Origin of the sequence: Mycobacterium sp. 852013-50091_SCH5140682 (assembly GCF_001665685.1) — a bacterium.
Classification (GTDB): domain Bacteria; phylum Actinomycetota; class Actinomycetes; order Mycobacteriales; family Mycobacteriaceae; genus Mycobacterium.
This window is the reverse complement of record NZ_LZTB01000110.1, coordinates 13560-39412: the sequence shown is the minus strand read 5'-3', so window position 1 is coordinate 39412 and position 25853 is coordinate 13560. Positions and strand designations below refer to the sequence as shown.

Here is a 25853-nt window from a genome sequence, read left to right as displayed (position 1 = left end):
AGAAGACATCGCCGGGAACAGGAGATCAAGTTATGAGAGACATGGCAGACCTGGGAGCAGCCAGGCGGAAAACGGACCAGGGCGCCCTTGAGACGCTGCGCGCCGACCTCGATCGGATCGACGCGCAGTTTCTCAGCGCACTCGGCGCACGTATTGCGGTGTGCCGCAGCATCGCCCACTACAAGCGCGAGCACGGCGTGCCGATGATGCAACCCCACCGCATCGGTGTTGTGCAGCAGCGGGCCGCCCGCTTCGCCGAGGCCAACGATCTGGATGTGACCTTCATGAAGCAGCTCTACGATCTGATCATCGGGGAGACCTGCCGCATCGAGGATCTGATCATCGGCGCAGGCATCGACGGGAGCGCCGCCTGATGCGCGTCCTGCTCGTCGACAACTACGACTCATTCACCTACAACCTCTACCAATTGATCGGCGAGGTGAGCGGGCAGCCGCCGACCGTCGTCCGCAACGACACCCCTTGGGCGGACCTCCGATTCGACGAATTCGATGCCGCCGTGATCTCGCCGGGCCCCGGCAGGCCCGACCGTGACCGCGACTTCGGTGTGAGTGCCCGCGTGATCCTCGACAGCGGTCTACCGGTGCTCGGTGTCTGCCTCGGCCACCAGGGCCTCTGCCACCTCTTCGGCGGGGCGGTCGTCAACGCACCTGAACCGATGCACGGGCGCATCTCGGCGGTTCGGCACACAGGCGTCGACCTCTTCGCGGGCATACCCTCGCCGTTCGAGGTCGTGCGCTACCACTCGCTGGCGGTTACCTCGCTTCCCGACGAGCTCGAGGAGCTGGCGTGGACCGAGGACGGCGTCGTGATGGGCGTACGCCACCGCCGGCTTCCGCTGTGGGGCTTGCAGTTTCACCCCGAGTCGATCAGCAGCAGCTACGGCCACGAGTTGTTGGCCAACTTCTTCGCGCTTGCCGCCGACCACTCGGTGTCCGCACAGACCGGTGAGCCGGAGCAGCCTCGCTACGACCTGCACGTGCAGCACCTCGATGTCCACCCCGAGGCGTTGGCGGCCTACAGCGCTCTGTTCGCCGGCGGTAACCACGGCTTCTGGCTCGACAGCAGCTCGGTGATCGACGGGCTGTCGCGCTTCTCGATCATGGGCAACGGCGACGGTCCGCTCGCTGAGCATGTGACCTACAGCGTCGCCGACCGCGAGGTCGTCGTCGGGCGGGCAGACGGGACCACTGAGCGGGTTCGCCAACAGTTCTTCGATTATCTGGATGAACAACTGCGTGCCCGGGAGGTACCGGCGCCCGACGGCCTGCCCTTCGAGTTCAACCTCGGTTACGTCGGCTATCTGGGTTACGAGCTCAAGGCCGAGACCGGGGGCGCCGCCGCCCACCAGTCCGATACACCCGACGCCGCCCTGTTGTTCGCTGATCGGGCCCTCGTCGTGGATCATGCCACCCAAACCAGTTATCTTCTGGCGCTGTCCCTTTCGGGTGACACCGCCCAGGCCGAGGCCTGGTTCGCGACGACCGCTTCGGCGCTGAGGACGATTCCCGCCGCTCCCGTCGACCCGGCTCCGGCGTCGGCGCTGTCAGGCCCGGCCATGACCGATTCCGACACCGGCATGAACGTCGAGCTCCGGCACGACCGGGCCGCCTACCTCAAGCGAATCGACGAGTGCTTCGACGAGATCAACGCCGGTGAATCCTACGAGATCTGCATGACCAACATGGTCACCGTCCACACGCAGGTCGACGTGCTGCCCACCTTCGCGCACCTTCGCCGGGTGAGCCCCGTCCCGTTCGGGGCCCTGCTCGACTTCGGCGACGTGGCCGTGCTCAGCGCGTCTCCCGAGCGGTTCCTCTCGATCGATCTGCACGGGGCCGTCGAGGCGAAGCCGATCAAGGGCACCCGCCCCAGGGGCGACGACGCGACCGAGGACGAGGCCATGGTGCGGGAACTGCGCGCCAACCCGAAGGACCGCGCCGAGAACCTGATGATCGTGGACCTGCTCCGCAACGATCTCAACACGGTCTGCTCGGTGGGATCGGTCCACGTGCCCAAGCTGTTCGACGTCGAGACCTATGCCGCGGTGCACCAGCTCGTCTCCACGATCCGCGGCACCCTCGCCCCGGGCCGTACCGCAGTCGACTGCGTCCGCGCCGCGTTCCCCGGCGGGTCGATGACCGGTGCCCCCAAGGTCCGGACCATGGAGATCATCGACCGGCTCGAGCAGGGCCCCAGGGGCGTGTATTCCGGTGCGCTCGGCTGGTTTTCGCTGTCCGGTGCGAGCGACCTGTCCATCGTGATCCGAACCTTGGTGGTCAACGACGGCCGGGTGAGTTTCGGTGTCGGCGGCGCCATCGTCGCCCTCTCCGATCCGGCAGGCGAGTTCGACGAGACCGTGGTCAAGTCGCGGGCGATGATGACCGCCCTGGCCGCGGCCCACGGACACGAGAACCCGCGGTGAGCGGCGCACCGGCCATCGGGCGCGTCGTCGTCGCAGGCGGCTCAGGGGCAGTGGGATCGCTGTTCGCCGAGCGGCTCCATGACTCGGGTAGCGACGTGGTCATCGTCGACCGCGCCGTCCCCGCGCCTACCCAAAATGTGGGCCGCTTCGTGCGAGGCGACATCAGCGATCCCGGCGCCGAGGTGGCCGACGTCGTCCGAACCGCCGACGTGGTCCTGCTGTCCGTGCCCGAACCGGTGGCACTGGTCGCCATCGGTCGGTTGGTCGGGACGCTGCGGCCTGACGCCCTCATCGTCGACACGCTGTCGGTGAAGTCCACGGTGGTCCCCGCGCTGCACGAGGTCGCCATGATCGCCGGGGAGACGGAGGCGTTGAGCCTCAACCCGATGTTCGCGCCGTCGCTTGGCTTCGCCGGTCACCCGGTCGCCTCGGTGGTCGTCCGTGACGGCAGGCGGGGACGTGCGCTGGTCGATCTGATCGAGCAGTGGGGCGCCCGGGTGGTGACCGTGAGCGCCGACGAACATGACCGGTTGGCGGCCGCAGCCCAGGCCCTGACCCACGCCGCAGTGATCGGATTCGGCGCGGCCCTGGCCGAATTGGACGTCGACATCGCCGATCTCGACCGGATCGCTCCGCCGCCGCACACTGCGCTGCTGTCTCTGCTGGCGCGGATCGCCTCAGGTGCGCCGGAGGTCTATTGGGACGTCCAGGCGGCCAACCCCTACGCCCCGGCTGCTCGCCGCGCGTTGTCGCGCGGGGTGGCGCAGCTGTCGGATCTCGTCGACGACGGCGACACGGCAGCGTTCGGCGATTTGCTCGACCGGCTCTGCGGGGTGCTCGGCCCGCTGCGGGGCGCCTACCGCGAGCGCAGTGCCCACGCGCTGCGCGCCATCACCACCGACCTCACAAAGGAGACAGTCAAATGACGGAACTCATGGAACGCCAATCCAATTGGGTGGCCTCGCGGGTCAGCAAGACCTCGGACTCGCTCGATCGGGCCTTCGCGGAAGGTCTCACCGGCCATGTCATCACCGCGCGAGACGGCAAGCGCGTTCGGCTCGAAGACGGCAGCGACGCCGTGGAATTCGTCTCCTGCTCCTACCTCGGTCTGGAGTCGCATCCCGATCTGATCGCCGCCGCGACCGACGCGATGGGCCGGTTCGGGCTGCACTTCTCCACGTCCCGGAACCGGGGCCGGCCGCCCTACCTCGCCGAACTGGAGGCCCTGCTGTCCGTCATGTACGGCGGCGCGCAGGTGGCCGCCTTCACCTCGGTCGGCAACGTGCACCTGGGTCTGCTGCCGCTGCTCGGCGCCGGTGCCCTGCCCAGCTATCCCGTTGCCGACGCAGGCGTCGCGTTCCTCGTCGAGAAGACGGCTCACGCATCCATCCAGGTGATCCGCGGTGTGCTCGAGCAGATCGGGCCGACGCGGCGCTTCGACATGACCGATGCCACAGCGCTTCCCGACGCGGTCCGCGAGGTCGCGGCCACCGGCCGGACGCCGATCGTGTTGGTCGACGGCGTCGGCTCGATGGGCGGCCTGATCGACGTGGCGTCGATGCTGGCCATCCTCGAACCGGTCGGTGGCCATCTGTATGTGGACGACGCCCACGGGGTCTCGATCGAAGGCCCGCTCGGCGCGGGATACGCGTTCGAGGCGCTCGGGGGCACGCTCCCGCAGAACGTCGTGCTCGCCGGCTCGCTGTCGAAAGCCTTTGGTGGCGCCGGAGGTTTCGCGGTCGTGCCCAGCCACGACGACATGGTGGTGCTGCGAAAGTTGGCCAACCCGTTGGTGTTCGGGCATTCGATCATGCTGCCCATGCTGGCGGCCGACGTCGCCGCCGCCCGGTTGCACGTCGACGGACAGGTGGCGGAGCTGCAACAGCAGCTCTGGCGCAACGCCGCCGAGTTCGACCGGCTGACAGGGCAGACCCTCATCAACGCCGGGCTGCACTCGCCGGTGCGCGGCGCGCTGTTCGATACCGAGGACGCGGCCTTCGCCGCCGCCCGCCGGTTGAAGCAGGCTGGTGTGCTCGTCCTACCCGCGTTCTATCCCACGGTCGCGCGGGGGACCGGGCTGATGCGCTTCGCCGTGTCCGCCCTGCACCAACAGCAGGACCTCGAGACGGCCGCCGGCGCCCTCGGCTTCTGACACCAACACCCAATCCCACCTGACGACAAGGAATTTCAGCGATGACGATTTCCACCCGCGCCCTGCTGTCCCCCGAAGAGCGTTGCCGCTTGGCGGCACTGCCCGAGCTCGGCGGCGGCAACCTGCTGGCGACCGCCATGGCCGTGCATCCCGACCCGCACATCCCGTTCATCCGCACGGTCCGGCCGGTGATCAACACCGCCGGCGAGGAGCAGACGGAGTTCACGCTCGCCCAGCTCGATGCGCTCGCCCAGAGCTGGTCGGTCTGGTACCACGAGCAGGGCGTCGGCCCGCGGGACCGGGTCGCGCTCTACATGGCGGACACGTTCGCCTACACGATCCACCTCAACGCGCTGGCCCAATTGGGCGCCATCGGCGTGCTCATCAACAGCAAGGCGTCGCCGGCGCTTGCGCTCGGCCTGTGCGAGCGCACCACACCGGTGGGGATGTACACCGACCGCACCCGCTTCGCCTCCATCGCCGAAGCAATCGGATCGCTCGACGGCCTGCGTTGGGTCCAGTTCGCCGAGGATGTGCCCGCCCCTGCTCCGGCGTCACTGCCCGACGCCTGGCGGTTCAACCACGCGCCGGAGGACCCGGTGTCGATCATGCACTCGTCGGGCACGACCGGAATTCCGAAGGCCGTGATCCAGACTCACGCGTCCAGCGTCGCCGGACCGCGCTACCGCCTGGTGAACTACACCGAGCCCGCCCACGAGCGGATGATGACCGCCCAACCGCAGTCGCATCTCGGCTGCATCGTCTACACCGCCTACTCCATCCTGGCCGGCACGCCGCTGGTAGCGCTCTACGACCCGACCGGCGAGGAACTGGCGGCAGCCGTGCGCCAACACCAACCCAAGGGCGTGATGGCATTCGCGCACGCCTACTCCGAGTTGGCCGCGCTCGAAACGCCCAGCGGCACCGTCGATTCCGTGGACTACTGGGTGAACATGGGCGACGCCATCCACGAAGCCCACATCGGGGCGATCCTGGCCAAGCGCAGCCCGAACCAGGAGTCACCCACGTTCTACGACCGGTTCGGCACCACCGAGCTCGGCTGGGGCCTGGTGGTCCAGCCCCGAACGCTGGCGTCGGAACGCTCGGACCGGCGGGTCGGCAAGCCCGATCCCGGCCTCGAGGTCGCGGTGCTGCGACCCGACGGCAGCAAGGCGCCGGTCGGCGAAGTCGGTTTCTTCGGCGCCAAGGGCCCGTCCATCACCGCCGGGTACTGGAACGACGCGGACACCACCTATCGCTCGAAGCTCGGCGGCTACTGGCTGACCGGCGACCTGGTGTACCAAAACGCCGACGGCGACTACTTCGTGGTCGACCGGACGAAGGACGCCATCCAAACCGCCGAGGGCACCGGCTACTCGGTGCTCATGGAGGAGATGTTGCTCAGCGAGATCGGCACGATCAGCGACTGTGCTGTCGTCGCGGGCCGCCACGGCGACCAGACGGTCCCGGTCGCCGTTGTCGTGACCGATGATTCGCCTGCCGCGGCCGCGCGACTGCTGGCCGAGGCCAACCACATCCTCGAGAAGGCCGGCCATCCCCGCATCGCCGTGCTCGACGTCGCCCGCACTCCCGACGACTTCCCCGTGGGCGTGACGGGCAAGGTGCTCAAGCGCCAATTACGGGACCGGTACAGCGATCTGGCGATCAGCCTGCACCAGGAGAACCGGGCCATCGCCGCCTTCATCACCGACCAGCCCCACGGCGCAGTCGCGTGATGATTGGAAACTGGCTGTCGACCCTGGTGCCCGAACCCGGCGCGCGTCGGCGCTTGGGCTTGGGCACCGGGATCTACAACATCGGCACCGGCATGTTCATGACGTCGTCGGTCCTGTACTTCACCGAGGGACTGGGACTGTCGGTCACCGAGGTCGGCCTGTGGCTGGCCGTGGCCGGACTGATCGGCCTGTTCGCCGGTGTTCCGATGGGCCACCTGGCCGACCGCCGCGGCCCCAGGGGCGTCGCGGCCTTGAGCCTGGTGGTGCTCGCAGTCACGATGGTGGGCTACGTCTTCGTCACGCACATCTGGATGTTCGTCGTGGTGACTGTCGTGGAGATGCTGGCGACCGCCGCGTCGCGGGCGTCGCGCGGTGGGCTCATCCGCCGCGTCGGAGGCGAAGGCGCGGCCGCCTACCGCTCGCAGCTGCGGGCCATCGAGAACGCAGGCGTCGGCATCGGCGCCGCCGTCGGCGGGTTGGCGCTGACGCTGCACACCCTGACCGCCTACCAGGTGCTGTTCCTCGCGAACGCCGCGACCTTCCTGATCGGCGCCTGGGTGTGCGCAACGCTCCCGTACTTCGCGCCGCTGCCCGCCCCACCCGGGACGAAACGCGGGGTGGCGCTGCGGGACAAACCCTTCATCGCCTACACGATCCTCAACGGAGTGATGAGTCTGCAGTACGCGGTCATCACCTTCGCCCTCCCGCTCTGGATCGCCACACAGACGAGCGCGCCCCGCTGGATGGTCGGCGCCGTGTTGCTCGTCAACACGTTCGGGGTTGTGGCGCTGCAGGTTTGGGTCGGCGGCAAGGTCAACACCGTGCGCCAGGGCGGTGTGGCCATGCGCGTGGCCGGGTTTGTCTTCCTGGTCGCCTGCGGGGGGATGGCGGTGGCGGCCAACCTGCCCGTGTGGGCAGCGGCCGCGGTCCTGCTGGTCGCGGTTGCCGTCCATTCGGTCGGCGAGATGTGCCATGCAGCAGCTGTTTTCGCGCTGAGTTTCGAGCTGGCGCCGGCCCACGCGCAGAGCGAATACGTGGGCCTGCAGGACATGGGCCTTGGTGCCGCCTTTGCGGTGGCACCCGCAGTACTCGGTGCCCTGTGCCTCGGCATCGGTCAGGTCGGCTGGCTGCTGCTCGGCGGATTGCTCGCCGCGGCAGGTCTGGCCACCGTGCCTGTCATCGCGTGGGCGATCCGAACCCGGCCGTTCCCGCTTTCGTCGGAACAGCTCTCGGTCCAGGACGCCGAGCCGCCCACCGTGGTGCTGGCCACCGCCCGGTTCGCGGTCCGCCCGCCGGCCCGCAGGCAGCCGTCATCCCTGCCCGCCACGACTGCGGCCCGCACGCCACTCGAATACGTTGTTCTCGACGACAATTCACGATTCACCCTGGATCGGGACTGCGTGGTCGGACGGTACCCGCACAGTTGTGACGCCGTGCGCAGGGGACTGCGTCCCATCCGGATCGACGTGCGCGCCGACGGAATGTCCCGGGCCCACCTGGAGATCCGCCGCGTCGACGGCCGAGTGTTCATCGTCGACCGCCAGTCGAGAAACGGGGTCTCCGTTCGCTCTGCCGGGCAGACGCAATGGACCAGGATCGCACCGTGGACGCCGATCGTGTGGCTGCCCGGCATGTCCGTGCGGATCGGCCGCCGGATCCTGCGGTTGGAAGGACACGCCCCGCTGGCCGCACTTGCGGCGACGCCCTCCACAGCACCGACCGTACACATCAACCGCACCAACAGTTTTGCCGCCGCGGCGACCTCAGACAGGAGTGCATCATGAGCGACCATCAGCGATCGACCAAACCCCGCGCCTTCATCCTGACCGGCTATCTGCCCGTGGTCTGCCGAGACTCGATCTACATCGACGACCTGCGGAGGCGCAACCTGAAGGTTCTGGTGATCACACCGGCCATCTCGCGCTCGTACGCACAGGCACACGGTCATGATCCCGCCCATCCCGCCTGCGCGATCGACGAGCTGGCCTTCGTCGACGGGTCGGTGGCCAGCGAAGGGTCATTCGTGCCCGGAGTCATCGAACACGCCGAACGGTGGCGCAAGACGTACGACGTGGTCGGCATCTATGCCGTCGGGGAGACACTGGTCGAGCCCACCGGCCTGATCGCCGACTACTTCGGCCTCCCGTTCCCCGGGTTGCGGGCGGCGCGGGCCTGCCGCAGCAAGTACCTACAGCGTTGGTACCTACCCGATCTCAGTCCGGTGTCCGTCCTCATCCCGCCCGGGACCCGCGATGACGTCGATCACGGATCGGTACCGTTCCCCGCCGTGGTGAAGCCCGCAACGAGGCATTCGAGCGAGGGCGTCCAGAAAGTGCACGACCACACCGAGCTGATGACGCAACTCGACGGGTACCCGGCGCAGGAGACCATCCTCGTCGAGCAGATGATCACCGGGCAGGAGTACTCGGTCGAGAGCCTGACCCAGGACGGCAAGACGCTGTTCTCCTCGGTCACCCGCAAGGAGACGACGGATGTCGACTCGCGGTATTTCGTGGAGATGGCCCACACCGTGCCCGCCCCACGGGATGCCGCGTGGGATACCGTGCAGCGCGCCAACATTGCCATGCTCGACCGGTTGGGCGTCGAGAACGGCATCACCCACGCCGAGTGGCGGCTCGACGAGCAGGGGGAGGCCCGCCTCATGGAGGTCGCGGCCCGGACTCCAGGCGACGGCATCATGCTGCTCTACCGGCTGGCGACCGGCCGGCCGATGGAACCCGAGATCCTGCGGATCGCACTCGGCGAGGCCGCCGACTATCCCAGCGCCCGGCGCTACGCCCGCCAGGTGTACCTCGGGCACCGGCCCGGGACACTCGTCGACGTCGAGGTCGACTGGCCCGGGGTCGAGGCCCGCTGGGTCGACGACGGCAATCCCTGGCCCGAGATCCCTGCGCTCCCCGCCGATCACCCGCCTGCACTGCGCGCCGTGCTGGTCTATGAGGCCCGCGGCGCAGAGCTGGGTCCGATCCGCAGCTCCGATGACCGGGCCGTCACCTTCTTCATCGACGCCCCGACGATCGCCGAGCTCGACGAGATCGAGGAGCGCGTCCGCCGGGCCGTCACGATCCGTACCACCCCACACTGAATTTCCCGACGAGATAGATCCCAGGGCTGTGAATCGACCGGATTCACAGCCCTGGTGGCTGTCTGGGGCAACGGCGAGCGCGCGCATCCTTACCCCGCGGATAGAAAAACCTGTCCTCGCGACAGCAACAGTCTGGCAGCGCAGGCGATTACGCGAGAACGTCCGGGTCGCGACCATTTGAGTCATGACTAATCCAGACACATTGCTCGTGTTCGACGAGGCCGTCACCCGGGCCGGCGTCGAGGGATGGATACAGCACCTGGAATCGGCAGGCGCGCCGGCCGAGATGTACCGGCTCGGCGCGGCTCACGTGCTGTCGGTACCCGATGCGGATCTCATCGATACTGCCGGGCCCGAGCTTCCGGCCCCGACCCACCAAGTGCGCAGAAACAGCGACGTCTGGTTGGGACGCAGAGACATCCGACCGGGCGGGACAGCAGTCTCGTTCGGCCCCACCACGATCGGCGACGGTTCCGTCGCGGTGATCGCCGGACCGTGCGCGGTCGAATCGGCCGAACAGACGATGGCCACCGCGGCCGTCGTCGCCGGCCACGGCGCAGTCGGCCTGCGCGGCGGTGTCTTCAAACCGCGGACCTCACCGCACTCCTTCCAGGGCATGCAGTGGGACGGCCTTGACCTGCTGGCCGAGGCCAGGGAGCGGACCGGCCTTCCGGTCGTGACCGAGGTGGTCGATCCCGAGCATGTCAAGCGGCTGGCCGCGGTGGTCGACGCGTTGCAGATCGGCGCCAGGAACATGCAGAACTTCGCCCTGCTGACGGCCGCGGGCCAGAGCGGTCTTCCGGTCGTGCTCAAGCGCGGCTTCGGCTGCACCGTGGAAGAGACCCTGGCCGCGGCGGAATATCTGCTGCTGGAGGGTAATGACCAGGTGGTGCTGTGCGAGAGGGGAATTCGCACCTTCGAGCCGTCGGCACGCTTCACGCTGGATCTCACCGCGGTCGCGTTGTGGAAGCAGCGCACGCACCTGCCGGTCATGGTGGATCCCAGCCACTCCGGCGGACACCCGGACCTGGTGGAACCGCTGTCGCTGGCCGCGATCGCCGCCGGAGCCGACGCGCTGATCATCGATGTCCACGTCGCCCCGGAGCAGGCGTTGTGCGACGGCAAACAGGCACTGCGCCCACAACAATTCGCCGACCTGATGGGTCGGCTCGCTCCACTGGCGGCCGGACTCGGCCGCCACATGAGCGGCGCATAGATCGGGGCAAAAGGTGTTCACTGAGCAGCTGCAGCTGGCGATCATCGGGCTCGGGCCGCGCGGCCTGTCGGTCGCCGAACGCCTGTGCGCCAACGCTGATTCGCTTCTCGCGCCCGGGCAGGAACTCGTCATCCACCTGATCGACCCGCATGTCTTCGACGGCGGCCAGGTGTGGCGCAGCACGCAGGACCGGGTGTTGTTGATGAACACGGTCGCCTGCCAGGTGACCATGTTCGTCGACGACACCGTCGACTGCGAGGGCCCGGCCGTGGCCGGGCCGAGCCTCTACGAGTGGGCCCGGTCGATCGCCTTGGTCGGCAGCCCGAACGTACCGGAAGGGGTTCGCGCCGAAGCGCTTACGCTCGGTCCGGACGACTATCCGTCGCGCGCGTTCTACGGGAGCTACCTGCAATGGGTGCGCGACCGCATCATCTGGACGGCACCGCCTGCTGTCAGCTTCACGTCGCACCAGGCGAGCGCGGTCGACGTTCGGGACACCCCGAATGGCTTGCAGGAAGTCGTATTGAGCACCGGGGAGACCATCGGCGATCTGCAGTCCGTGGTGCTCGCACTCGGGCACATGCCGCATCAACTCGGCGAGGCCGAAACCGTCCTGAGTCAGTTCGCCGACCGGCATCACCTGCGGTACATCGCGCCCAGCAACCCGGCCGACGTGGCGCTGGCCACCGTACCGGCGGGCGAGGCGGTCATCTTGCGCGGTTTGGGCCTCAATTTCTTCGACTATATGGCGCTGTTCACCATCGGCCGCGGCGGCACCTTCGTACGCGGATCCGAAAACAGCTCAGCCACCATGACTTACGTACCCTCCGGACGGGAACCGCGCCTGATCGTGGGATCTCGGCGCGGTGTGCCGTTCCACGCCCGCGGCAGGAACCAGAAGGGCTCGTCCGGGCGGCATACTCCCCGGTACCTGACCGCCGAGGTGATCGAAGGGCTGCGGGCCCGCGCCGACGCCGGAGCGCCTGCGGACTTCCGTCGGGACATCTGGCCGCTGATCGACCGGGAAGTCCGCACCGTCTACTACGCGACACTGGTGCGGGAGCGTCAATGCGCGTGCGATGCCGACGAATTCACCGCCCTGTTCGCGACGGCACAGCCAGCGACGGTGCCCCGCTTCGGTGACCCGCTGGCCGTCGAGGAGAGCGACGGCCAGCGGGACGTTCTCGCGAAGTTCGGCATCGAAGCCGAAAGTGCTTGGGACTGGCGCAATATCGCGTCACCGTACACCGACGACGACATCTCGTCGACGCACCGGTTCCGCAGCTGGCTGCGGTCGTATCTGGACATCGAAGTCAGAGAGGCCGGGAAGGGGAACGTGGCCGGCCCCCGCAAGGCTGCCCTGGATGTCCTACGGGACCTCCGCAACGAGATCCGGTTGCTCGTCGATCACGGTGGCCTGTCCGGTGATTCGTATCGGGACGAACTGCAGCGCTGGTACATGCCGTTGAACGCGTTCCTGTCGATCGGGCCGCCCGCTGAACGCATTGAGCAGTTCGCCGCCCTGATGGATGCCGGGGTGCTCGAGGTGCTCGGCCCGGATCTGCGCGTGGACTGCTCAGACGGGCGCTTCATCGCATATTCCGGGGCCTGCCCGGACCTCGCCGTGGCGGCCGCGACGCTGATCGAGGCGCGCTTGCCGGAAACCGACCTGCACCGCACGAGCGACCCGCTGCTGCGGACACTGCTCGACCGGGGCGAGTGCCAGCCGTACCGCATGCCGATTCGCGGCGGTGGGCACTGGGTCGCAGGCGGTGTCGCCGTCACCCGCAGGCCCTACCGGCTGCTCGACGCCGCGGATCGCCCGCACCCGCGGCGGTTCGCCTTCGGGGTGCCGACCGAGTCGGTGCACTGGGTGACCGCAGCGGGCATCCGTCCCGGCGTCAACTCCGTGATCCTCGGCGACGCGGATGCCATCGCCCGCGCCGGCCTACGCGCCGCGACGGAGCGGGTCATGGAGAGATCGGCATGACAGACCACGGCATTCTGGCGCCTGCCTGGGCAGCGACGGGAGCGGCCGAGCTGGTCGACGACAACGCGTTGCTTCGAGCCATGCTCGCAACCGAGGTCGCGCTGGCCGAGGCGCAGGCCGAATTGGGCGTGATTCCCGCGGGCGCGGCGGTGGCGATCAGGGCCGCCGCCGTGCCCGCATCCATCGACCTCGCAGCGCTGGCTGCCGGAGTGCGCGCGACGGCCAACCCCGTCGTGGCATTCGTCGAGCAACTCACCGCCGTAGTCCGGACGGTCGACGCGTCCGCGGCCGAATACGTGCACCGCGGCAGCACCAGCCAGGACATTCTCGACACGGCGCTGGCCCTGCTGTGCGCGGCGGCGCTAGACCGGATCGCCGACGACCTGCTGGCGTGCGCCGACAGCCTGGCCGGGCACGTCAAGCGGCATCGGGACACCCCGATGGCCGGGCGCACCCTGACCCAGCACGCCGTGCCGGTCACTTTCGGGTTGAAAGCGGCCACCTGGCTGCATCTGGTGCTCGACGCCGTGGCGCGGGTGCGCCGGGCACGTGCGGGGCTGCCGGTGTCGATGGGCGGCGCGGCGGGAACGCTTGCGGCGTACCACCAGTACGCGCTCGATTCGACCTGGGCGAGCGAAGCGGTGAGCGCGACGCTGCGTTTGCCGGCATTGGTGGCCGACCGGCTCGGGCTCGTCGAGCCGATCCTGCCCTGGCATGGAATCCGCACGCCGCTGGCCGACGTCGCCGCAAGCCTGATGGTTACCACAGGCGCGCTCGGCAAGCTGGCCGCCGACGTCCTCGTGCTCAGCCGGACCGAGATCGGGGAGGTCGCCGAGGAGCGCGTGCCCGGCCAGGGAGCGTCCTCGGCGATGCCCCAGAAACGCAACCCCGTCTTCGCGACACTCGTCGCGACCGCCGCTCGTCAGCTGCCCCCGATCGGCCTCGTGCTGTTCGGCTCCATGGCCGTCGACGACGAGCGCTCCTCGGGTGGCTGGCATGCCGAATGGCAACCGCTGCGGGAGTGTCTGCGCATCGGTGCCGGTGCGGCCGCCAACGCCGCCCGCCTCGCCGAGACGCTTGAGGTCTCACCCGAGGCGATGGCCGCGAACCTGCAGTTGACCCGCGGCGCCATCGTCACCGAACGCGTCAACGCGGTGCTGGCGCCGCTACTGGGCAAAGGCCCCGCCAAACGCCTGCTGGCCGAGGTCACCGCGGCCGCTGAGCGCGACGGTGCCGATGTCGCCGACCTGCTTGCCGTCGCCCTGCAACGAGAGGGCGTGGACTGCCCTGATGTCCCGGGGCTGTTCGATCCGTCCGGCTACACCGGGATTTCCGGTCCACTGGTCGACCGGGCATTACTGCGTTTCGCATCGGTCATCAAGGAGAGTTCACATGAATAATGGTGCTTCACAACCGATTCCAGCCGGGCGTCGCGAAGAACTTCTCGCGACGCCCGGTTTCGGTGACGTCTTCACCGATCACATGGTGACGATGCGGTGGTCCGCCGAGGTGGGCTGGCGCGACGCCAACGTCGGTCCGCTTACCGCGATGTCACTACACCCGGCCACCATGGCGTTGCACTACGGCCAGACGATTTTCGAAGGCATGAAGGCGTTCTGGCGTCCGAACGGTCAGCGGGCCCTGTTCCGGCCCGCCGACCATGCCCGCCGGTTCAACAGGTCGGCGCTTCGGCTGAGCATGCCCACGCTGCCCGAGGAGCACTTCATCCCCGCGCTGGAAGCGCTGCTGCGCGTCGACGGTGGCTGGGTGCCACGCACTCGCGGACACAGCTTGTACTTGCGGCCGTTCATGATTGCGGCCGAGACGGGCCTGGGCCTGCGCCCTGCCGACGAGTACCTGTTCGCGGTGATCGCGACCCCGGCGCGGCCCGCGTCCGTGGAGCCGAAGCCGATGCGGTTGTGGGCCGCGCCCGAGTACATCCGTGCTGCGCCAGGCGGTACCGGCGCGGCCAAGTGTGGCGGCAACTATGGCGGTGCCTTTATCGCCCAGCGGCAGGCCGCGGCCAATGACTGCGACGAGGTCGTGTGGCTGGACGCCCGCGAGCGTCGCTATATCGAGGAAGCGGGCGGTTGCAACCTGTTCTTCGTGGAGTCGAGGGCCGATGGGCCGCGCCTGCGCACACCCGCATTGAGTGGGACCCTGTTGGCGGGCATCACCCGAGATTCGATCCTGCGGTTGGCGGAAAAGCTCGGATACCCGGTCTCGCAGGAGCCGATCACGCTCGACGAGTGGGAGCGAGGCTGCCGAGACGGGCGCATCACCGAGACATTTGCGTGTGGCACCGCCCGCGCGATCGTCCCGGTCGGGCACGTGGCGACGGCTCGCCGGGATTGGCCGGTGGGGGACGGCGGCGCGGGTCCCGTCACGGCGCGCCTGCGTGCGGCCATGTTCGACATCCACCACGGCGAGGCTTCGGATGTCTTCGGCTGGATGCGGCTCGTGGGCACCGACGCTGATGACTCGCCGGTGCGGACGGGCCCAATTCAATAAGCTGTCGATATGCCTTCCCACCTGGAAATCTGGAGACCATCAGGACGGGAGCTGATCTCACTGGGCGGCGAGCGGGTGACCGTCGGCAAGTCCTCGACCAATGTCGTGTCGCTCGATCACGATTCGACCGTCTCGCGAATCCACGCCGTGTTGGAAAATCTCGGGTTTGCCTGGTCGATACGCGACGTGGGCAGTCGCAACGGCACGTACCTCAACGGAGAAAAGATCTCTGCCGAACGGGTCCTGCGTTCCGGAGACGAGTTGCGGATTGGCAAGTCACGGTTGGTCTTCTGGCAGGTTAAGGACGCCGACCACACGACGACTGCTGAGGAAACGGTTTCTGTCGCCCCGTCTGCGCCCCCTCCGCGCCTCACCCGGCGTGAACTCGAGGTTCTGATCGTGCTGTGTCGTCCGCTGGTGTCCGGCGACCCGTTTCCCGAGGCGGTGTCGGTTCGGCAGATGGCTCAGGAGCTCTTCGTCACCGAGGCCGCCATCAAACAGCATCTGCAAAACCTGTACGACAAATTCGGCATACCCGCGGAGGGCGAGCGCCGGGTCCGGCTCGCCAACGAGGCCATCCGGCGTGGTGCGGTCACCCTCGCCATGCTGCGCGACAGCGGTACCGACGCGGACTGAATCGCCAGGAAAAGGTCGGTGCGGCAAGCAGATTCGATGACGCGTCAGGAGAAGTCCAGGGCCTCCACCGTCGCGACAGGGCCTTCATGCGTCGGCCGATTCGCACCGCCGATGGCGTACACCGTATCGCCGACAGTCGCGACCACCTCGCCGTGCCGTGCCGTCGGCATCGGTGGCAGTGAGATCCACTTCGCCTCGGCGATGTCGTACATCTCTGCCGTCCCCAGCACCCGGGTCGGTTCCTCGCCGCCCAGCGCGACGATCCGGCCATCGATGAACGTGGCGCCGTAGCTGCCGCGCGGAGTCGGCATGTCGACCAGCTTCGTCCATTGCCCGGATCGCGGATCGAACCGCTCGAATGCCGCGGAGTTCTTGTCGGCGGACAGGAATCGTCCACCCACCGTGTACACGTAGGTTCCGTCCGACACCGCGGCCAGGTGTTCGCGCGGGGTCGGCAGGTCGGCGGCGTCCTTCCAGGATTGACCGTCGAAGACTTCGGTCTGCGGCACGAGCTGCTTCTCGTTCTGTCCGCCGGCGACCACGAGCTTGTCGCCCACCACCGCGGCGGCAGCGGCGGCCCTGGCGTGGGTGAGGCTGGGCAGTTCGACCCAGCCGCCGCCACGTAAGGCGTAGACCTTGTTCGACGCGTTCGCCAGTTCGTCGACCGCACCCCCGATGACCACCACTTCGCCGCGGTACGTCGTCGCGGTCGCGTGATTGAGCGGGATCGGCAGCGGAGGCTGTGCCTGCCAGGCTCCGGTCTGCGGATCGTAGCTCTGCACTATCTGCAGGGTATTTCCGTGACTCATGCCGCCGGCGATCCAGATCTTGTCGTCGAGAACGGTCCACGCCATCATGAGCCTCGGGGTCGGCGCGTCGGGCAGCGGCCGCCACGCAGATGCGGGTTGCAGCTTGCGGGGTGCAAGCTTGAGAGCCTCTGCCGTCGAGGTGACTTCGGCGACACCGGATCCGGTCGCCCCGCCTATCACGTACACCGATTTCTCGACCGCGGCGACAGCCATGCCGTGCCGCGGTGTGCTCATGTCCGGCAAACCGGCCCACGTCTTTGTGGCGAGGTCCATCACCGAAACGGTCTTGAGGGCCTGCCCCGCGGACAGGCCGCCGACCGCCACGAGGCGCGCGTCGGCGATCGCGACGCCGAGGTCGCTGCGCGGCTGGGGAAGTGCGGGCAGAGAGGTCCAGGTGTCCGCGGCCGGGTCATAGGCCTCCACCGTCGGTAGGTCAACGGCCCCGTCGGTTCCGCCGACGGCATAAACCAGCTTGTCGTCCGACGTCGCGTCGAGCATCTCACGCGGCGTTGGTATTTCGGCGCCGAGCTTCCACGAAGTGCCGTCGAAAATTTCGGTGGTGTTCAGCAGTCTGCCGTTGGCACCGACGCCGCCGGTGACCACAAGGCGGTCCCCGATCACGGCCGCTGCGCCCGCCGCGCGGGGCTGCAGCAGAGGCGGCAGCTCCACCCAGCGACTGTTGACCACCCGCCAGACTTTGTCGGTCGCAATCTCTCTGTTGGTGCCCTCGGTTCGCCAGCCTCCGAGCACGACCGGGGTCCCTTGCCACGTCACCGACATCGCATGCTGAACCGGAACGGGCAGATCGTCGCCGCCCTTCCAGCTGTCGATGGCGGGGTCGTAACCTTCGTGCCGTCCGCTGACCCGCCCGTCGCTTCCCAGCCCACCGAAAATCCAGATGGTGCCGTCGGCCTGCGTCGTGGCCACCGCCTCGCGGGCGACGCGCGCATTCGTGATCGGTTTCCAGCCGGCCTGGGCCTCAGCCGGCGGTGGGCCGGCGCTTGCCGGGCTACTCGTGCTTCCGGCACTGCCGCCGCCGTTGCCCTTGTCGCGCGATGCGATGAAGTAGATACCGCTTGCCACCAATACGAGCGCCACGAGTACCGCTGCCGCGACCAACAGCAGTGGTCTGAGATTGCGCGCCGTCGGTCTGACTTTCGTCGTTCCGTCCGGATCCGGTCCGGCCCCTCGCGGACTGGGCGGGACCGGTCCAGGCGGGCTCGGCGGAACCGGTCCAGGGGGACTCGGCGGCAGCGGCGGAGGCCGAAATGCCGAAATCGGTCCGGACGAGATCGGACCGGTCGAGCCTGGCAGATTCGAAGCCGGCGGTGCAGGCGTCTGGGAGCCGTCCGGTATGCGGGACGACGGATCAGACAGATCGGTCTCACCGAATGTCGCGAACTGCATCGCTGCCGTCGCCGGCGGCTGCTCCGGCTCACCGTTGGTCTCACTGAGCACCATCGAATCCGCCATCAAGCCGTTGTGGCGCTGTGCCAATTGCATTTCACGGCCGAAGTCCGCCGCCGAGGGGTGCCGCTGCGTCGGGTCCAGCGACATCGCCTTCTCGATGGCGGCACACACGTCGGCCGGGATCCCCTGAGGACGCATGTCCGGTACGGGCGTCGAACTGATCCGCAGGTAGTGCGCAATGAGGTCCTCGTCGCCCTTGCGCTCATGCGCGGCAGTGCCGGCGATCAAGGCGTAAATCGTGGCGCCGAGTGAGTACACGTCGGACACGGCCGTCGGCGGACTTCCAGCCAGTACCTCAGGTGCGGTGAAGGCGATGGTGCCGGTGAAAAATCCCGTCGCGGTTTCGTATCCACCGACGATTCGGGCGATGCCGAAGTCGCTCAGCTGTGGTTCGCCGTAGTCGTTGACGAGTACGTTCCCGGGCTTGATGTCGCGGTGCAAGGTGCCTGCGCGGTGCGCGGTTTCCAGTGCCCCGCACAACTTCACCCCGATACGCAATGCGTCAGGCCACGCGATCCGGCCGACGCGGTGTAGTCGCTGCGCCAGGGAACCCGCCTGGTGATACGGCATCACGATGTAGGGCCGGTTACTGTCGGTCATGCCGACCTGAAGAATGTTCTCGATGTTCGGGTGGCCGGAGAGCTTCCCCATGGCCAAACCCTCACGCAGAAAACGTTCCCGGTTGTCCTGGTCGAGATCGGACATCAGCACCTTGATGGCGACGCTGCGCGCGAGTGAGGTCTGGTGGCAGCGATAGACCACCCCCGCGCCGCCTCGGCCGACTTCGACGGCATCCAGGAACCCGGCGGCGATCAACTCACCAACGATCCCGCTCTGACCCGTGGGTTTGGTACCGTCCGCGCGTTCTCCGGCCATATCGGCGATGGTCCTCCCATCTGAGTCGGCTGATTCGTGATCGTCAAAAGTGGGGGGCACAAACTCGCCGACGTCGGATTCGCGTTCGCCCGGCGCCGGAAAGCCGGCAGTTACATTCTGAACTCGGGCGAAGCCAGCGCTTCACGTTTTGCGCCGGGTGGTGAGGACATTGTTCGTAAACCGGCGCCCAGCTCCGGGGCGCGACTGCTGTAAGGGTTGTCAGCGGGTTGCTGCCGCACGCGGCAGGCCGCTGATGACAGCGATCTTCGACGGGTTGGACGGCTTGATGCTCCCGCCAGAACTCGCGGGCGCGGTGGTGACGACGATCGATCCACCGCGGCAGCTCACGATCTTGCCGTCGACGAAAACGTCCTGGCCCTCGTCGATCGGGATGTCGTAACCGTCTTGGTCCGTGTAGTGGCAACCGCCGCCCTCGTTGTTGTTGGCGGGGAGGGCGTGGGCGGTTGCCGGGGCCAACGCGACAACGGCCAGGGCGCCGACGAGCGTGGCGGCGTACTTGAAGCTGCTCAGTTTGCGATGTGAATCGGTCATTTGGCATTTCCTCTCGTGGGCTGATGAGAAGAAATGGTGCCGAAAATGGCGAGCGGCAGTAATCGCCCGGAAGCCATAGTTCTCTTCCGAGGGGAAAGGTTTAGCTATCCTCCGGGTAAGTACCTGAGCCCGATGCCTAGTTGGCGAAGGGGCTGCGCCCCTCGCCCGTGTTGAGCAGCAGCGGGTTGTTGACGCCGAGGATGTAGCTGGCGCCGGGCGTGAGGGCGAACCCCGCCCCGTCGTAGGAGTTGCTGCACATCGTCACGGTGCCGTCGGTCCCGCACGTCACGTTGCGGAAGCTGATGCGCGATCCGGGTAGCAGTCGATTGGGCAGCCCGTCGAAACCGAACAGCGGCCGGTTGTCGTTGAGGAATGCGGGCGGACCCTGTTGCCCACCCGTGACCGCGTTCGCGCCGTCCGGAGCAGCGGGCAGCGGGCCCGTGCAGCCGTAGTTGCCCGACCTGCGGCTGATCGCGCAGGCGATATCGCCCGGCACCGCGAATGCGTAGTACTCGCCGTTCTGCATCGCGAAGTCCGACGGCTTCACCGACGTGAGTGCGTTGAGGTTGAGTGGTGGCGGGGGCGGAGGTGGCGGCGGGTCGGCCGCAGCCACACCGGGGAGGGCGACGCCGGCGCCGACCGCCGCGCTCACCAGTGCCATCAGCATTCTCCTGCGCATCACGCCACCTTAAGGCGTTCGACCCCGACACGCGGTACTAGCTGGCGGATTGCCGTCGGTGACCGGGGCCGATGAGTACGTTCCTAACAACCGCTGTGAGGAGTTGACATGACCGATCGTCTTATCGCCGGAGTCATCGGGTTCGGCGTCGCAGGCGAGTTCTTTCACTCGCGCTTCCTCGCCACCAATCCGAACTACGAGCTGCGCGGCGTCGTCACCACGGACGCGGCCCGGGCGCAGCGGGCGCGTGCGCTCGCGCCGACCGTCGAGGTCTTCGCCTCGGCCGCCGAGATGCTGCAGTCAGGCCAGTTCGACCTCGTGGTCGTCGCGTCACCGCCCGCACTGCACGTCGAGCACGCCACGGCGGCGTTGGCACACGGCGCTGCGGTGGTGGTGGACAAGCCGTTCGCGCCGACCGTCGCCGACGCCAACCGCATCGTCGAGGCCGCCGTCACCCACGACCGTCCATTGGTCGTCTATCAGAACCGCCGGTGGGACAGGGACTTTCGGACCATTCAACGCATGCTGGCCGACGGCGCGTTGGGGACCCCGCACACCTTCGAGTCCCGGTTCGAATGGTGGAAACCCCAGTTGGGGCCGACCTGGAAGTCCACGACGACGGTCGACGCCGGAGGCGGCGTCCTGCTCGACCTCGGGCCACATCTGGTGGACCAGGCGGTGCAACTGCTCGGACCGGTCCGCACCATCGCACACGCCCGGCTGCGAACTCTGCGCGATGGCGGTGCCGCCGACGACGACGCCTTCCTCGAGCTGGTGCACGAATCCGGAGTGGTGAGCCGGCTGAGCATGGGGTCGTTGGTGGGTGTGATGGGCCCGCGGTTCCGGCTGTCGGGAACCAAGGGCACCGTGGTCGTGGAAGGCCTCGATCAACAGGAACACGCGCTGCGGGTCGACGGCGCCATGCCGTCGGACCCGGGCTTCGACCATGACACCCGCGTCGCACACTTCGGCGCAGGCGACGAGCGTGCCACGATCGCGTTGGACCCAGGCAGCTACCAAGATTTCTACGACGCCGTGGCGGCAGCGATCCGCGGCCAAGGGCCCGTTCCGGTCGATCCGCGCGATGCCGTGCGCACCATGGAGATCCTGGAAGAGGCGCGGCGCCTGGCGTAGCGGGACTGGCCACTCGGCATCAGTTGGCCGCTTCGACCAGCGCGGCGATGAGGCGGGCCAGCATGGTTTCATCGATGGTCCCGGGTTGGAGCACCTCTTCCATGGCGACCCCCGTCGACATCGTGACGACCAATTGGGCCAGCGCCAGCAGGTTCTGCCGGGGCAGCGCGGTGGTGACGTTGTTGACGACGTGCAGAGCCTGCTCGACGGCGGCGCGACGACGCGCGATCAGGCGGTCGCGCAGTTGCGGATCGCGCACGGCCCGCAGCCAGTATTCGGTGAGGACGAGATAGAACTCGTTCTGGTCGTGGATCGACTCCAGCATGGATCTGCTCAACGCCTGGGCCGTGGCGGCCGTGTCGCCGCCACTGTTGTCGAAGGCGGTCGCGATCAGCTCACCCCGCGTTTCGAACTGGCGGTCCAGCAGCGCCAGGAACAGCTCATCCTTGGATTCGAAGTTCGAGTACACCGCACCTTTGGTGAATCCCGCCGCCTGACCGATCGCATCGATGGTGGCGCCGGCGAACCCTTCGGCGGCGAACACGGCCAGGGCGGCGTCGAGGATCCGGTCGCGCACCTCGCCACGAGTCGGCCTGGTCCGCGCGGGTTTGACAGACGGCATACCCGGCAGCATACTCGCGAGTATCGAATGGATACCAGTGGGTATCGAAATGTCGGAGATGGCAGACTCTGATCCGGCGGTTCGGTGGGGGAGCAGCAATGGCATACCGCACAGAATCGACCGGTGACGGCAACGGGCAACGGAAAGAGCAACCGCATGCACGCAGAGGACGAACCGGGCGAGGCTGATCTGCAGTCCGCCGACGGCGCGGCCGAACCGGGGGACCAGTCCGAGGGCAGCGCAGGGTCCGAAAGCGACGAGGCCGCCGAAAGCGACGAGGCCGTCGTCGAGACGACCGAAACCGATGAACCGGACGACGAACCCCTGATCGTCGCGGCCGGTCTGGGCGTGGACGGCGAGCATGAGCCGCTGTTCTCGGGTGTCGATCTCGAGCTGACGCGGGGCTTTCACGCCATCCAGATGCCCGGCGGCTGGGGGCAGACGGCGCTCCTGCTGACGTTGGCCGGCCGACTCAAGCCGACACACGGCACGGTGACCGTGTGCGGCGACACACAGCCGCGGGCCATCCGTAAGCACTGCTCGATCGCGGCATTCGACGACATCGACGATCTACCGGACGCGGTGACCGTGCAGACGGTTCTCGCTGAGCAGCGGCGCTGGCTGGCGCCGTGGTATTCGCAGGTGTCCGACCAGGCCGGAGCGGCCGAACTCGCGTTGGTGTTCGGCGACGTGCCGACGCCGTCACCGAAGGCCTTCATCAGCGATCTGTCCGACCTGGAACTGTTCCTGCTGCGCGTCACCCTGTCGCTGTTCTCGAACCGGCCGATCCTGGTGGTCGGCGATCTCGAGCAGGTCCGCGACAACAGCAGACGCGCGACCGCGATCGAACGTCTCGCCGCCATCGCGACCCAACGCACCGTCGTGGTCGGCGTCACCAACCCGCTCGGCCCGGACGCCCCCGCCCACGACCTACACGATCACCGCATCCTGACCGGGAAGGACTGACGATGCTAAATGGTCTTCGCGCAAGCGGCTCATCCCCGCTGGCCGCGCTCGCACTCGGCTCGGAGATCAAGCGCTTCGGCCGCAGCCGAATGACCAGGCTGGCGATCATCGTGCTGATGCTGCTGCCGCTGGTCTATGGCGCGCTGTACCTGTGGGCGTATTGGGATCCGTTCGGGCACGTCAACAAAATGCCGGTGGCGCTGGTCAATTCCGATCGTGGGACCGTGGTGTCCGGCGTGCAGGTGAAAGCGGGCGACGAGATCGCCAAGAGCCTGACCGACGATGCCAGCCTGGACTGGCACGTCGTCGATCTCGATGAGGCGCGCCAGGGCGTCGACCACGGCAAGTACTACTTCATGCTGGAGTTGCCGCCGGACTTCAGCGAGGCGATCGCGTCCCCGGTGACCGGGGAACCCAAGCGGGCCAATCTGATTGCCGTCTACAACGACGCCAACAACTACATCTCGTCGAGCATCGGCCGCACCGCCGTCGACCAGGTGCTCAACGCCGTCTCCACGCGGATCTCCGGGCAGGCGGTCAATCAGGTGCTGTCGGTGGTGGTTTCGTCCGGGGCAGGCATCAAACAAGCCGCCGACGGCGCGCAGCAACTCGCCGACGGCGCGGTGAAGGTCGATGACGGCGCCGGTGAACTTTCGAACGGACTGCACACCGCGCGGTCAGGGTCGGCGCAGGTCGCCTCGGGCGCCAAGCAACTCTCCGACGGAATCATCAAGGCCACCGATCCGCTGGTGACGGTGACCAAGGCGCTGTCGCAGATCGGGGGCAACACCGATCAATTGCAGAAGGGTGTCACCGCGCTGCAGCAGGCCAACGAACAGATCGGCGGGATCGCGACGGCGCAGGACAGCGCCGCCAACTCGCTGAGCACGGTGATCGACCAGTTGTCCGGAAGCCCGGATCCGTTGGCGAACAATGCCGCCGGGACGCTGCGCAGAATCCAGGATCAGCTGCGCGGGCACCAGTTCACGCCGCAGATCCGTCAACAGCTCACCGATGCCGAGAACGCTGCGGTCTCGATGAGCACGGCGCTGCGCGCACCCGGCAGCCCGCTCAACTCCGCGCTCAATCAAGTCGGCGGCACAGGCCAGGACCTCAACAACAAGCTGACCCAGCTGCGCAGCGGGGCCCAACAGCTGTCCTCCGGCAGCGCCGAATTGGCCAGCGGCATCGCCAAACTCGACGACGGCGCGGTACAGCTGAAGTCCGGCACCGCGCAGTTGCGGTCGGGCTCGGCCGAGCTGGCGACCAAACTCGCCGAGGGAGCCAAGCAGGTGCCCGACTGGAGCGCCCAGCAGAAGAACGCGATCGCCGACACCATCGGCGGCCCGGTCAATCTGGAAACCTCGCACGAGAACGCCGCACCCAACTTCGGCACCGGGATGGCGCCGTTCTTCCTCACGCTGGCACTGTTCTTCGGCGCGCTGGTGCTGTGGATGATCCTGAAGCCCTTGCAGAGCCGGGCCGTCGCCGCGGAGGTGCTGGCGATCCGGGTGGTGCTCGCCAGCTACCTGCCCGCGGCGATGATCGGGTTCTTCCAGGCGGTCATCCTCTACTGCGTGGTGCGGTTCGCTCTCGGCATGCACGCCGCGCACCCCTGGGCGATGCTCGGGTTCATGGTGTTGATCTCGTGTGCGTTCATTGCCGCCACCCAAGCGATCAACGCCCTCGTCGGGCCCGCTGTGGGCCGGGTGCTGGTGATGGCGTTGCTGATGCTGCAGCTGGTGAGCGCGGGCGGCATGTATCCCGTCGAGACCACGTCGAAGCCGTTCCAGGTGATCCACAAATACGATCCGATGACATACGGCGTCAACGGTTTACGGCAGCTGATCCTGGGTGGGATCGATCACCGGCTGTGGCAGGCGATCATCGCGCTGCTGATCATCTGGGCCGGCGCGATGACCATTTCCTGTCTGTCCGCGCGGCGGGACCGGCTGTGGAACCTCAACAGGCTGATTCCGGCGATCAAGATGTGAGCCGGGGGCTCACGCCGCGCTGATCACCCGGCTGGGCCGGCCGTGCACGTCGACCGGTACATCGCCGGCCAGGGTGACGCGGTGCATGACGCGCCGTTGGTCGTCGTAGTCGTCGACCGCGCGGTGCTGTGTGGCGCGGTTGTCCCAGATCGCCACGTCACCCGTCGTCCAGTTCCATCGGACGGTGTTCTCCGGCACGGTGATTCGCCGCTGCAGGAGTTCGAAAAGCACGTGCGACTCGTGACTGTCGAGGCCGACGAACCCGCGCGTGAAATCGCCTGCGAGCAGCGTGCGTTCCCCGGTCTCGGGGTGCACCCGCACGACCGGATGTTCGGTGCGGAAATCGGGCTTCTCGAAGGCGGCGCGCATCAGTTGCTGGGCCTCGGTGCGCTGAACGGCCGGAGCCGCGGCGTAGTCGTAGCGGTTGGTGTGCACAGCGCGCAGGTTCTCGGTGAGGTGTTTGAGGGGCTCGGGCAACTGGTCGTAGGCAGCGGCGGTGGACGCCCACAGGGTCGATCCGCCGTAGGAAGGCAGCGTCACAGCCCGCAGGACCGAGATGGCGGGATAGTCCGGCACGAAGGTGACATCGGTGTGCCAACGGGTGGCCTTGGCATATTCGGAGTCGATCGGGGTGATGATCGGGACGCCGTCCTGTTTGAGCGCGTGGTGGCCGATCGGGGTGCCCAGCAGGCGGGCGAACGCGTGTTGCTCGTCGTCGGTGAGGTGCTGCTGGTCGCCGAAGAAGATCACCTTGTGCTGCAGCAGTGTGCGGCGGATCTCGGCGACGGTGTCGGCGTCGAGCTCGCCGCCGAGGCGCACGCCGTCGATGCGTGCGCCGATGCGGCTGCCCAGTTTTGTCACGGTGAGACCGGTGGTGGCAATCGTCATGGTTGAGGTCCTTTGTCGCTGGTCGAACGATGTGTAGTCAAGTGACTACAGCTGGATGTGGGCTAGTGTAGCC

At 67.7% G+C, this 25853-nt stretch carries 20 protein-coding genes; 15 read left to right on the top strand and 5 right to left on the bottom strand.

Annotated features, from left to right (window positions below; genetic code table 11):
• The first annotated feature begins 32 nt into the window (after window positions 1-32).
• The 12 genes from A5784_RS28325 (at window position 33) to A5784_RS28270 (ending at window position 15790) form a co-directional block, all read left to right on the top strand.
• A complete protein-coding gene (locus A5784_RS28325) occupies window positions 33-374 on the top strand; it encodes a chorismate mutase family protein (protein WP_232006272.1) in 342 nt (113 codons plus the stop codon).
• Window positions 374-2443 (top strand): aminodeoxychorismate synthase component I, encoded by a 2070-nt coding sequence (gene pabB, locus A5784_RS28320; RefSeq protein WP_064948186.1) that lies wholly within the window; start codon window positions 374-376, stop codon window positions 2441-2443. The genes A5784_RS28325 and pabB overlap by 1 nt, the downstream gene beginning before the upstream one ends.
• The gene (locus A5784_RS28315; RefSeq protein WP_156750827.1) at window positions 2440-3369 is read left to right on the top strand and encodes a prephenate dehydrogenase/arogenate dehydrogenase family protein; all 930 of its coding nucleotides are present in this window, start codon (window positions 2440-2442) and stop codon (window positions 3367-3369) included. The genes pabB and A5784_RS28315 overlap by 4 nt, the downstream gene beginning before the upstream one ends.
• Window positions 3366-4595 carry an aminotransferase class I/II-fold pyridoxal phosphate-dependent enzyme gene (locus A5784_RS28310; protein WP_156750826.1) on the top strand — a complete coding sequence of 410 codons (1230 nt, stop codon included), beginning with the start codon at window positions 3366-3368 and terminating at the stop codon, window positions 4593-4595. Before A5784_RS28315 ends, A5784_RS28310 begins: the two co-directional genes overlap by 4 nt.
• 41 nt (window positions 4596-4636) lie before the next feature.
• Entirely contained in the window at window positions 4637-6331 is a 1695-nt protein-coding gene (locus tag A5784_RS28305; protein ID WP_064948185.1) for a class I adenylate-forming enzyme family protein, read from the top strand.
• Window positions 6331-8115 carry an MFS transporter gene (locus A5784_RS28300; RefSeq protein ID WP_064948184.1) on the top strand — a complete coding sequence of 595 codons (1785 nt, stop codon included), beginning with the start codon at window positions 6331-6333 and terminating at the stop codon, window positions 8113-8115. Before A5784_RS28305 ends, A5784_RS28300 begins: the two co-directional genes overlap by 1 nt.
• Window positions 8112-9437 carry an ATP-grasp domain-containing protein gene (locus A5784_RS28295; RefSeq protein ID WP_064948183.1) on the top strand — a complete coding sequence of 442 codons (1326 nt, stop codon included), beginning with the start codon at window positions 8112-8114 and terminating at the stop codon, window positions 9435-9437. Before A5784_RS28300 ends, A5784_RS28295 begins: the two co-directional genes overlap by 4 nt.
• 184 nt (window positions 9438-9621) lie before the next feature.
• The gene (gene aroF, locus A5784_RS28290) at window positions 9622-10653 is read left to right on the top strand and encodes a 3-deoxy-7-phosphoheptulonate synthase (protein WP_082945125.1); all 1032 of its coding nucleotides are present in this window, start codon (window positions 9622-9624) and stop codon (window positions 10651-10653) included.
• A gap of 13 nt (window positions 10654-10666) precedes the next feature.
• Window positions 10667-12643, top strand: coding sequence for an FAD/NAD(P)-binding protein (locus A5784_RS28285; protein WP_064948182.1), 1977 nt, complete (start codon window positions 10667-10669; stop codon window positions 12641-12643).
• Entirely contained in the window at window positions 12640-14043 is a 1404-nt protein-coding gene (locus A5784_RS28280; protein ID WP_082945124.1) for a lyase family protein, read from the top strand. Before A5784_RS28285 ends, A5784_RS28280 begins: the two co-directional genes overlap by 4 nt.
• On the top strand, window positions 14036-15154 hold the full coding sequence (locus tag A5784_RS28275) for a branched-chain amino acid aminotransferase (RefSeq protein WP_064948181.1): 1119 nt from the start codon (window positions 14036-14038) through the stop codon (window positions 15152-15154). Before A5784_RS28280 ends, A5784_RS28275 begins: the two co-directional genes overlap by 8 nt.
• Before the next feature lie 9 nt (window positions 15155-15163).
• Window positions 15164-15790 carry an FHA domain-containing protein gene (locus tag A5784_RS28270; RefSeq protein WP_064948180.1) on the top strand — a complete coding sequence of 209 codons (627 nt, stop codon included), beginning with the start codon at window positions 15164-15166 and terminating at the stop codon, window positions 15788-15790.
• Window positions 15791-15834: 44 nt separating this feature from the next.
• Here A5784_RS28270 and A5784_RS28265 read toward each other — a convergent pair whose 3' ends face one another.
• The 3 genes from A5784_RS28265 to A5784_RS28255 form a co-directional block, all read right to left on the bottom strand.
• Window positions 15835-18945 carry a serine/threonine-protein kinase gene (locus A5784_RS28265; RefSeq protein ID WP_064948179.1) on the bottom strand — a complete coding sequence of 1037 codons (3111 nt, stop codon included), beginning with the start codon at window positions 18943-18945 and terminating at the stop codon, window positions 15835-15837.
• A gap of 219 nt (window positions 18946-19164) precedes the next feature.
• Complete coding sequence (locus A5784_RS28260; protein ID WP_082945123.1) at window positions 19165-19497, bottom strand: hypothetical protein; 333 nt, start codon at window positions 19495-19497, stop codon at window positions 19165-19167.
• 136 nt (window positions 19498-19633) lie between these two features.
• Window positions 19634-20176 carry a hypothetical protein gene (locus A5784_RS28255; RefSeq protein ID WP_232006271.1) on the bottom strand — a complete coding sequence of 181 codons (543 nt, stop codon included), beginning with the start codon at window positions 20174-20176 and terminating at the stop codon, window positions 19634-19636.
• Between the two features lie 108 nt (window positions 20177-20284).
• Here A5784_RS28255 and A5784_RS28250 point away from each other — a divergent pair, with 108 nt between their 5' ends.
• On the top strand, window positions 20285-21310 hold the full coding sequence (locus A5784_RS28250) for a Gfo/Idh/MocA family oxidoreductase (RefSeq protein ID WP_064948177.1): 1026 nt from the start codon (window positions 20285-20287) through the stop codon (window positions 21308-21310).
• 19 nt (window positions 21311-21329) lie between these two features.
• Here A5784_RS28250 and A5784_RS28245 read toward each other — a convergent pair whose 3' ends face one another.
• On the bottom strand, window positions 21330-21944 hold the full coding sequence (locus tag A5784_RS28245; RefSeq protein ID WP_064948176.1) for a TetR/AcrR family transcriptional regulator: 615 nt from the start codon (window positions 21942-21944) through the stop codon (window positions 21330-21332).
• A 111-nt stretch (window positions 21945-22055) separates the two neighbouring features.
• Here A5784_RS28245 and A5784_RS28240 point away from each other — a divergent pair, with 111 nt between their 5' ends.
• Window positions 22056-22898, top strand: a complete 843-nt coding sequence (locus A5784_RS28240) for a hypothetical protein (protein ID WP_232006269.1) — start codon at window positions 22056-22058, stop codon at window positions 22896-22898.
• Between the two features lie 2 nt (window positions 22899-22900).
• Window positions 22901-24892 carry a YhgE/Pip domain-containing protein gene (locus A5784_RS28235; protein ID WP_082945122.1) on the top strand — a complete coding sequence of 664 codons (1992 nt, stop codon included), beginning with the start codon at window positions 22901-22903 and terminating at the stop codon, window positions 24890-24892.
• A gap of 9 nt (window positions 24893-24901) precedes the next feature.
• Here the strand turns inward: A5784_RS28235 and A5784_RS28230 are convergent, their stop codons facing one another.
• The gene (locus tag A5784_RS28230; protein WP_064948175.1) at window positions 24902-25780 is read right to left on the bottom strand and encodes a TauD/TfdA dioxygenase family protein; all 879 of its coding nucleotides are present in this window, start codon (window positions 25778-25780) and stop codon (window positions 24902-24904) included.
• Window positions 25781-25853: the final 73 nt, after the last annotated feature.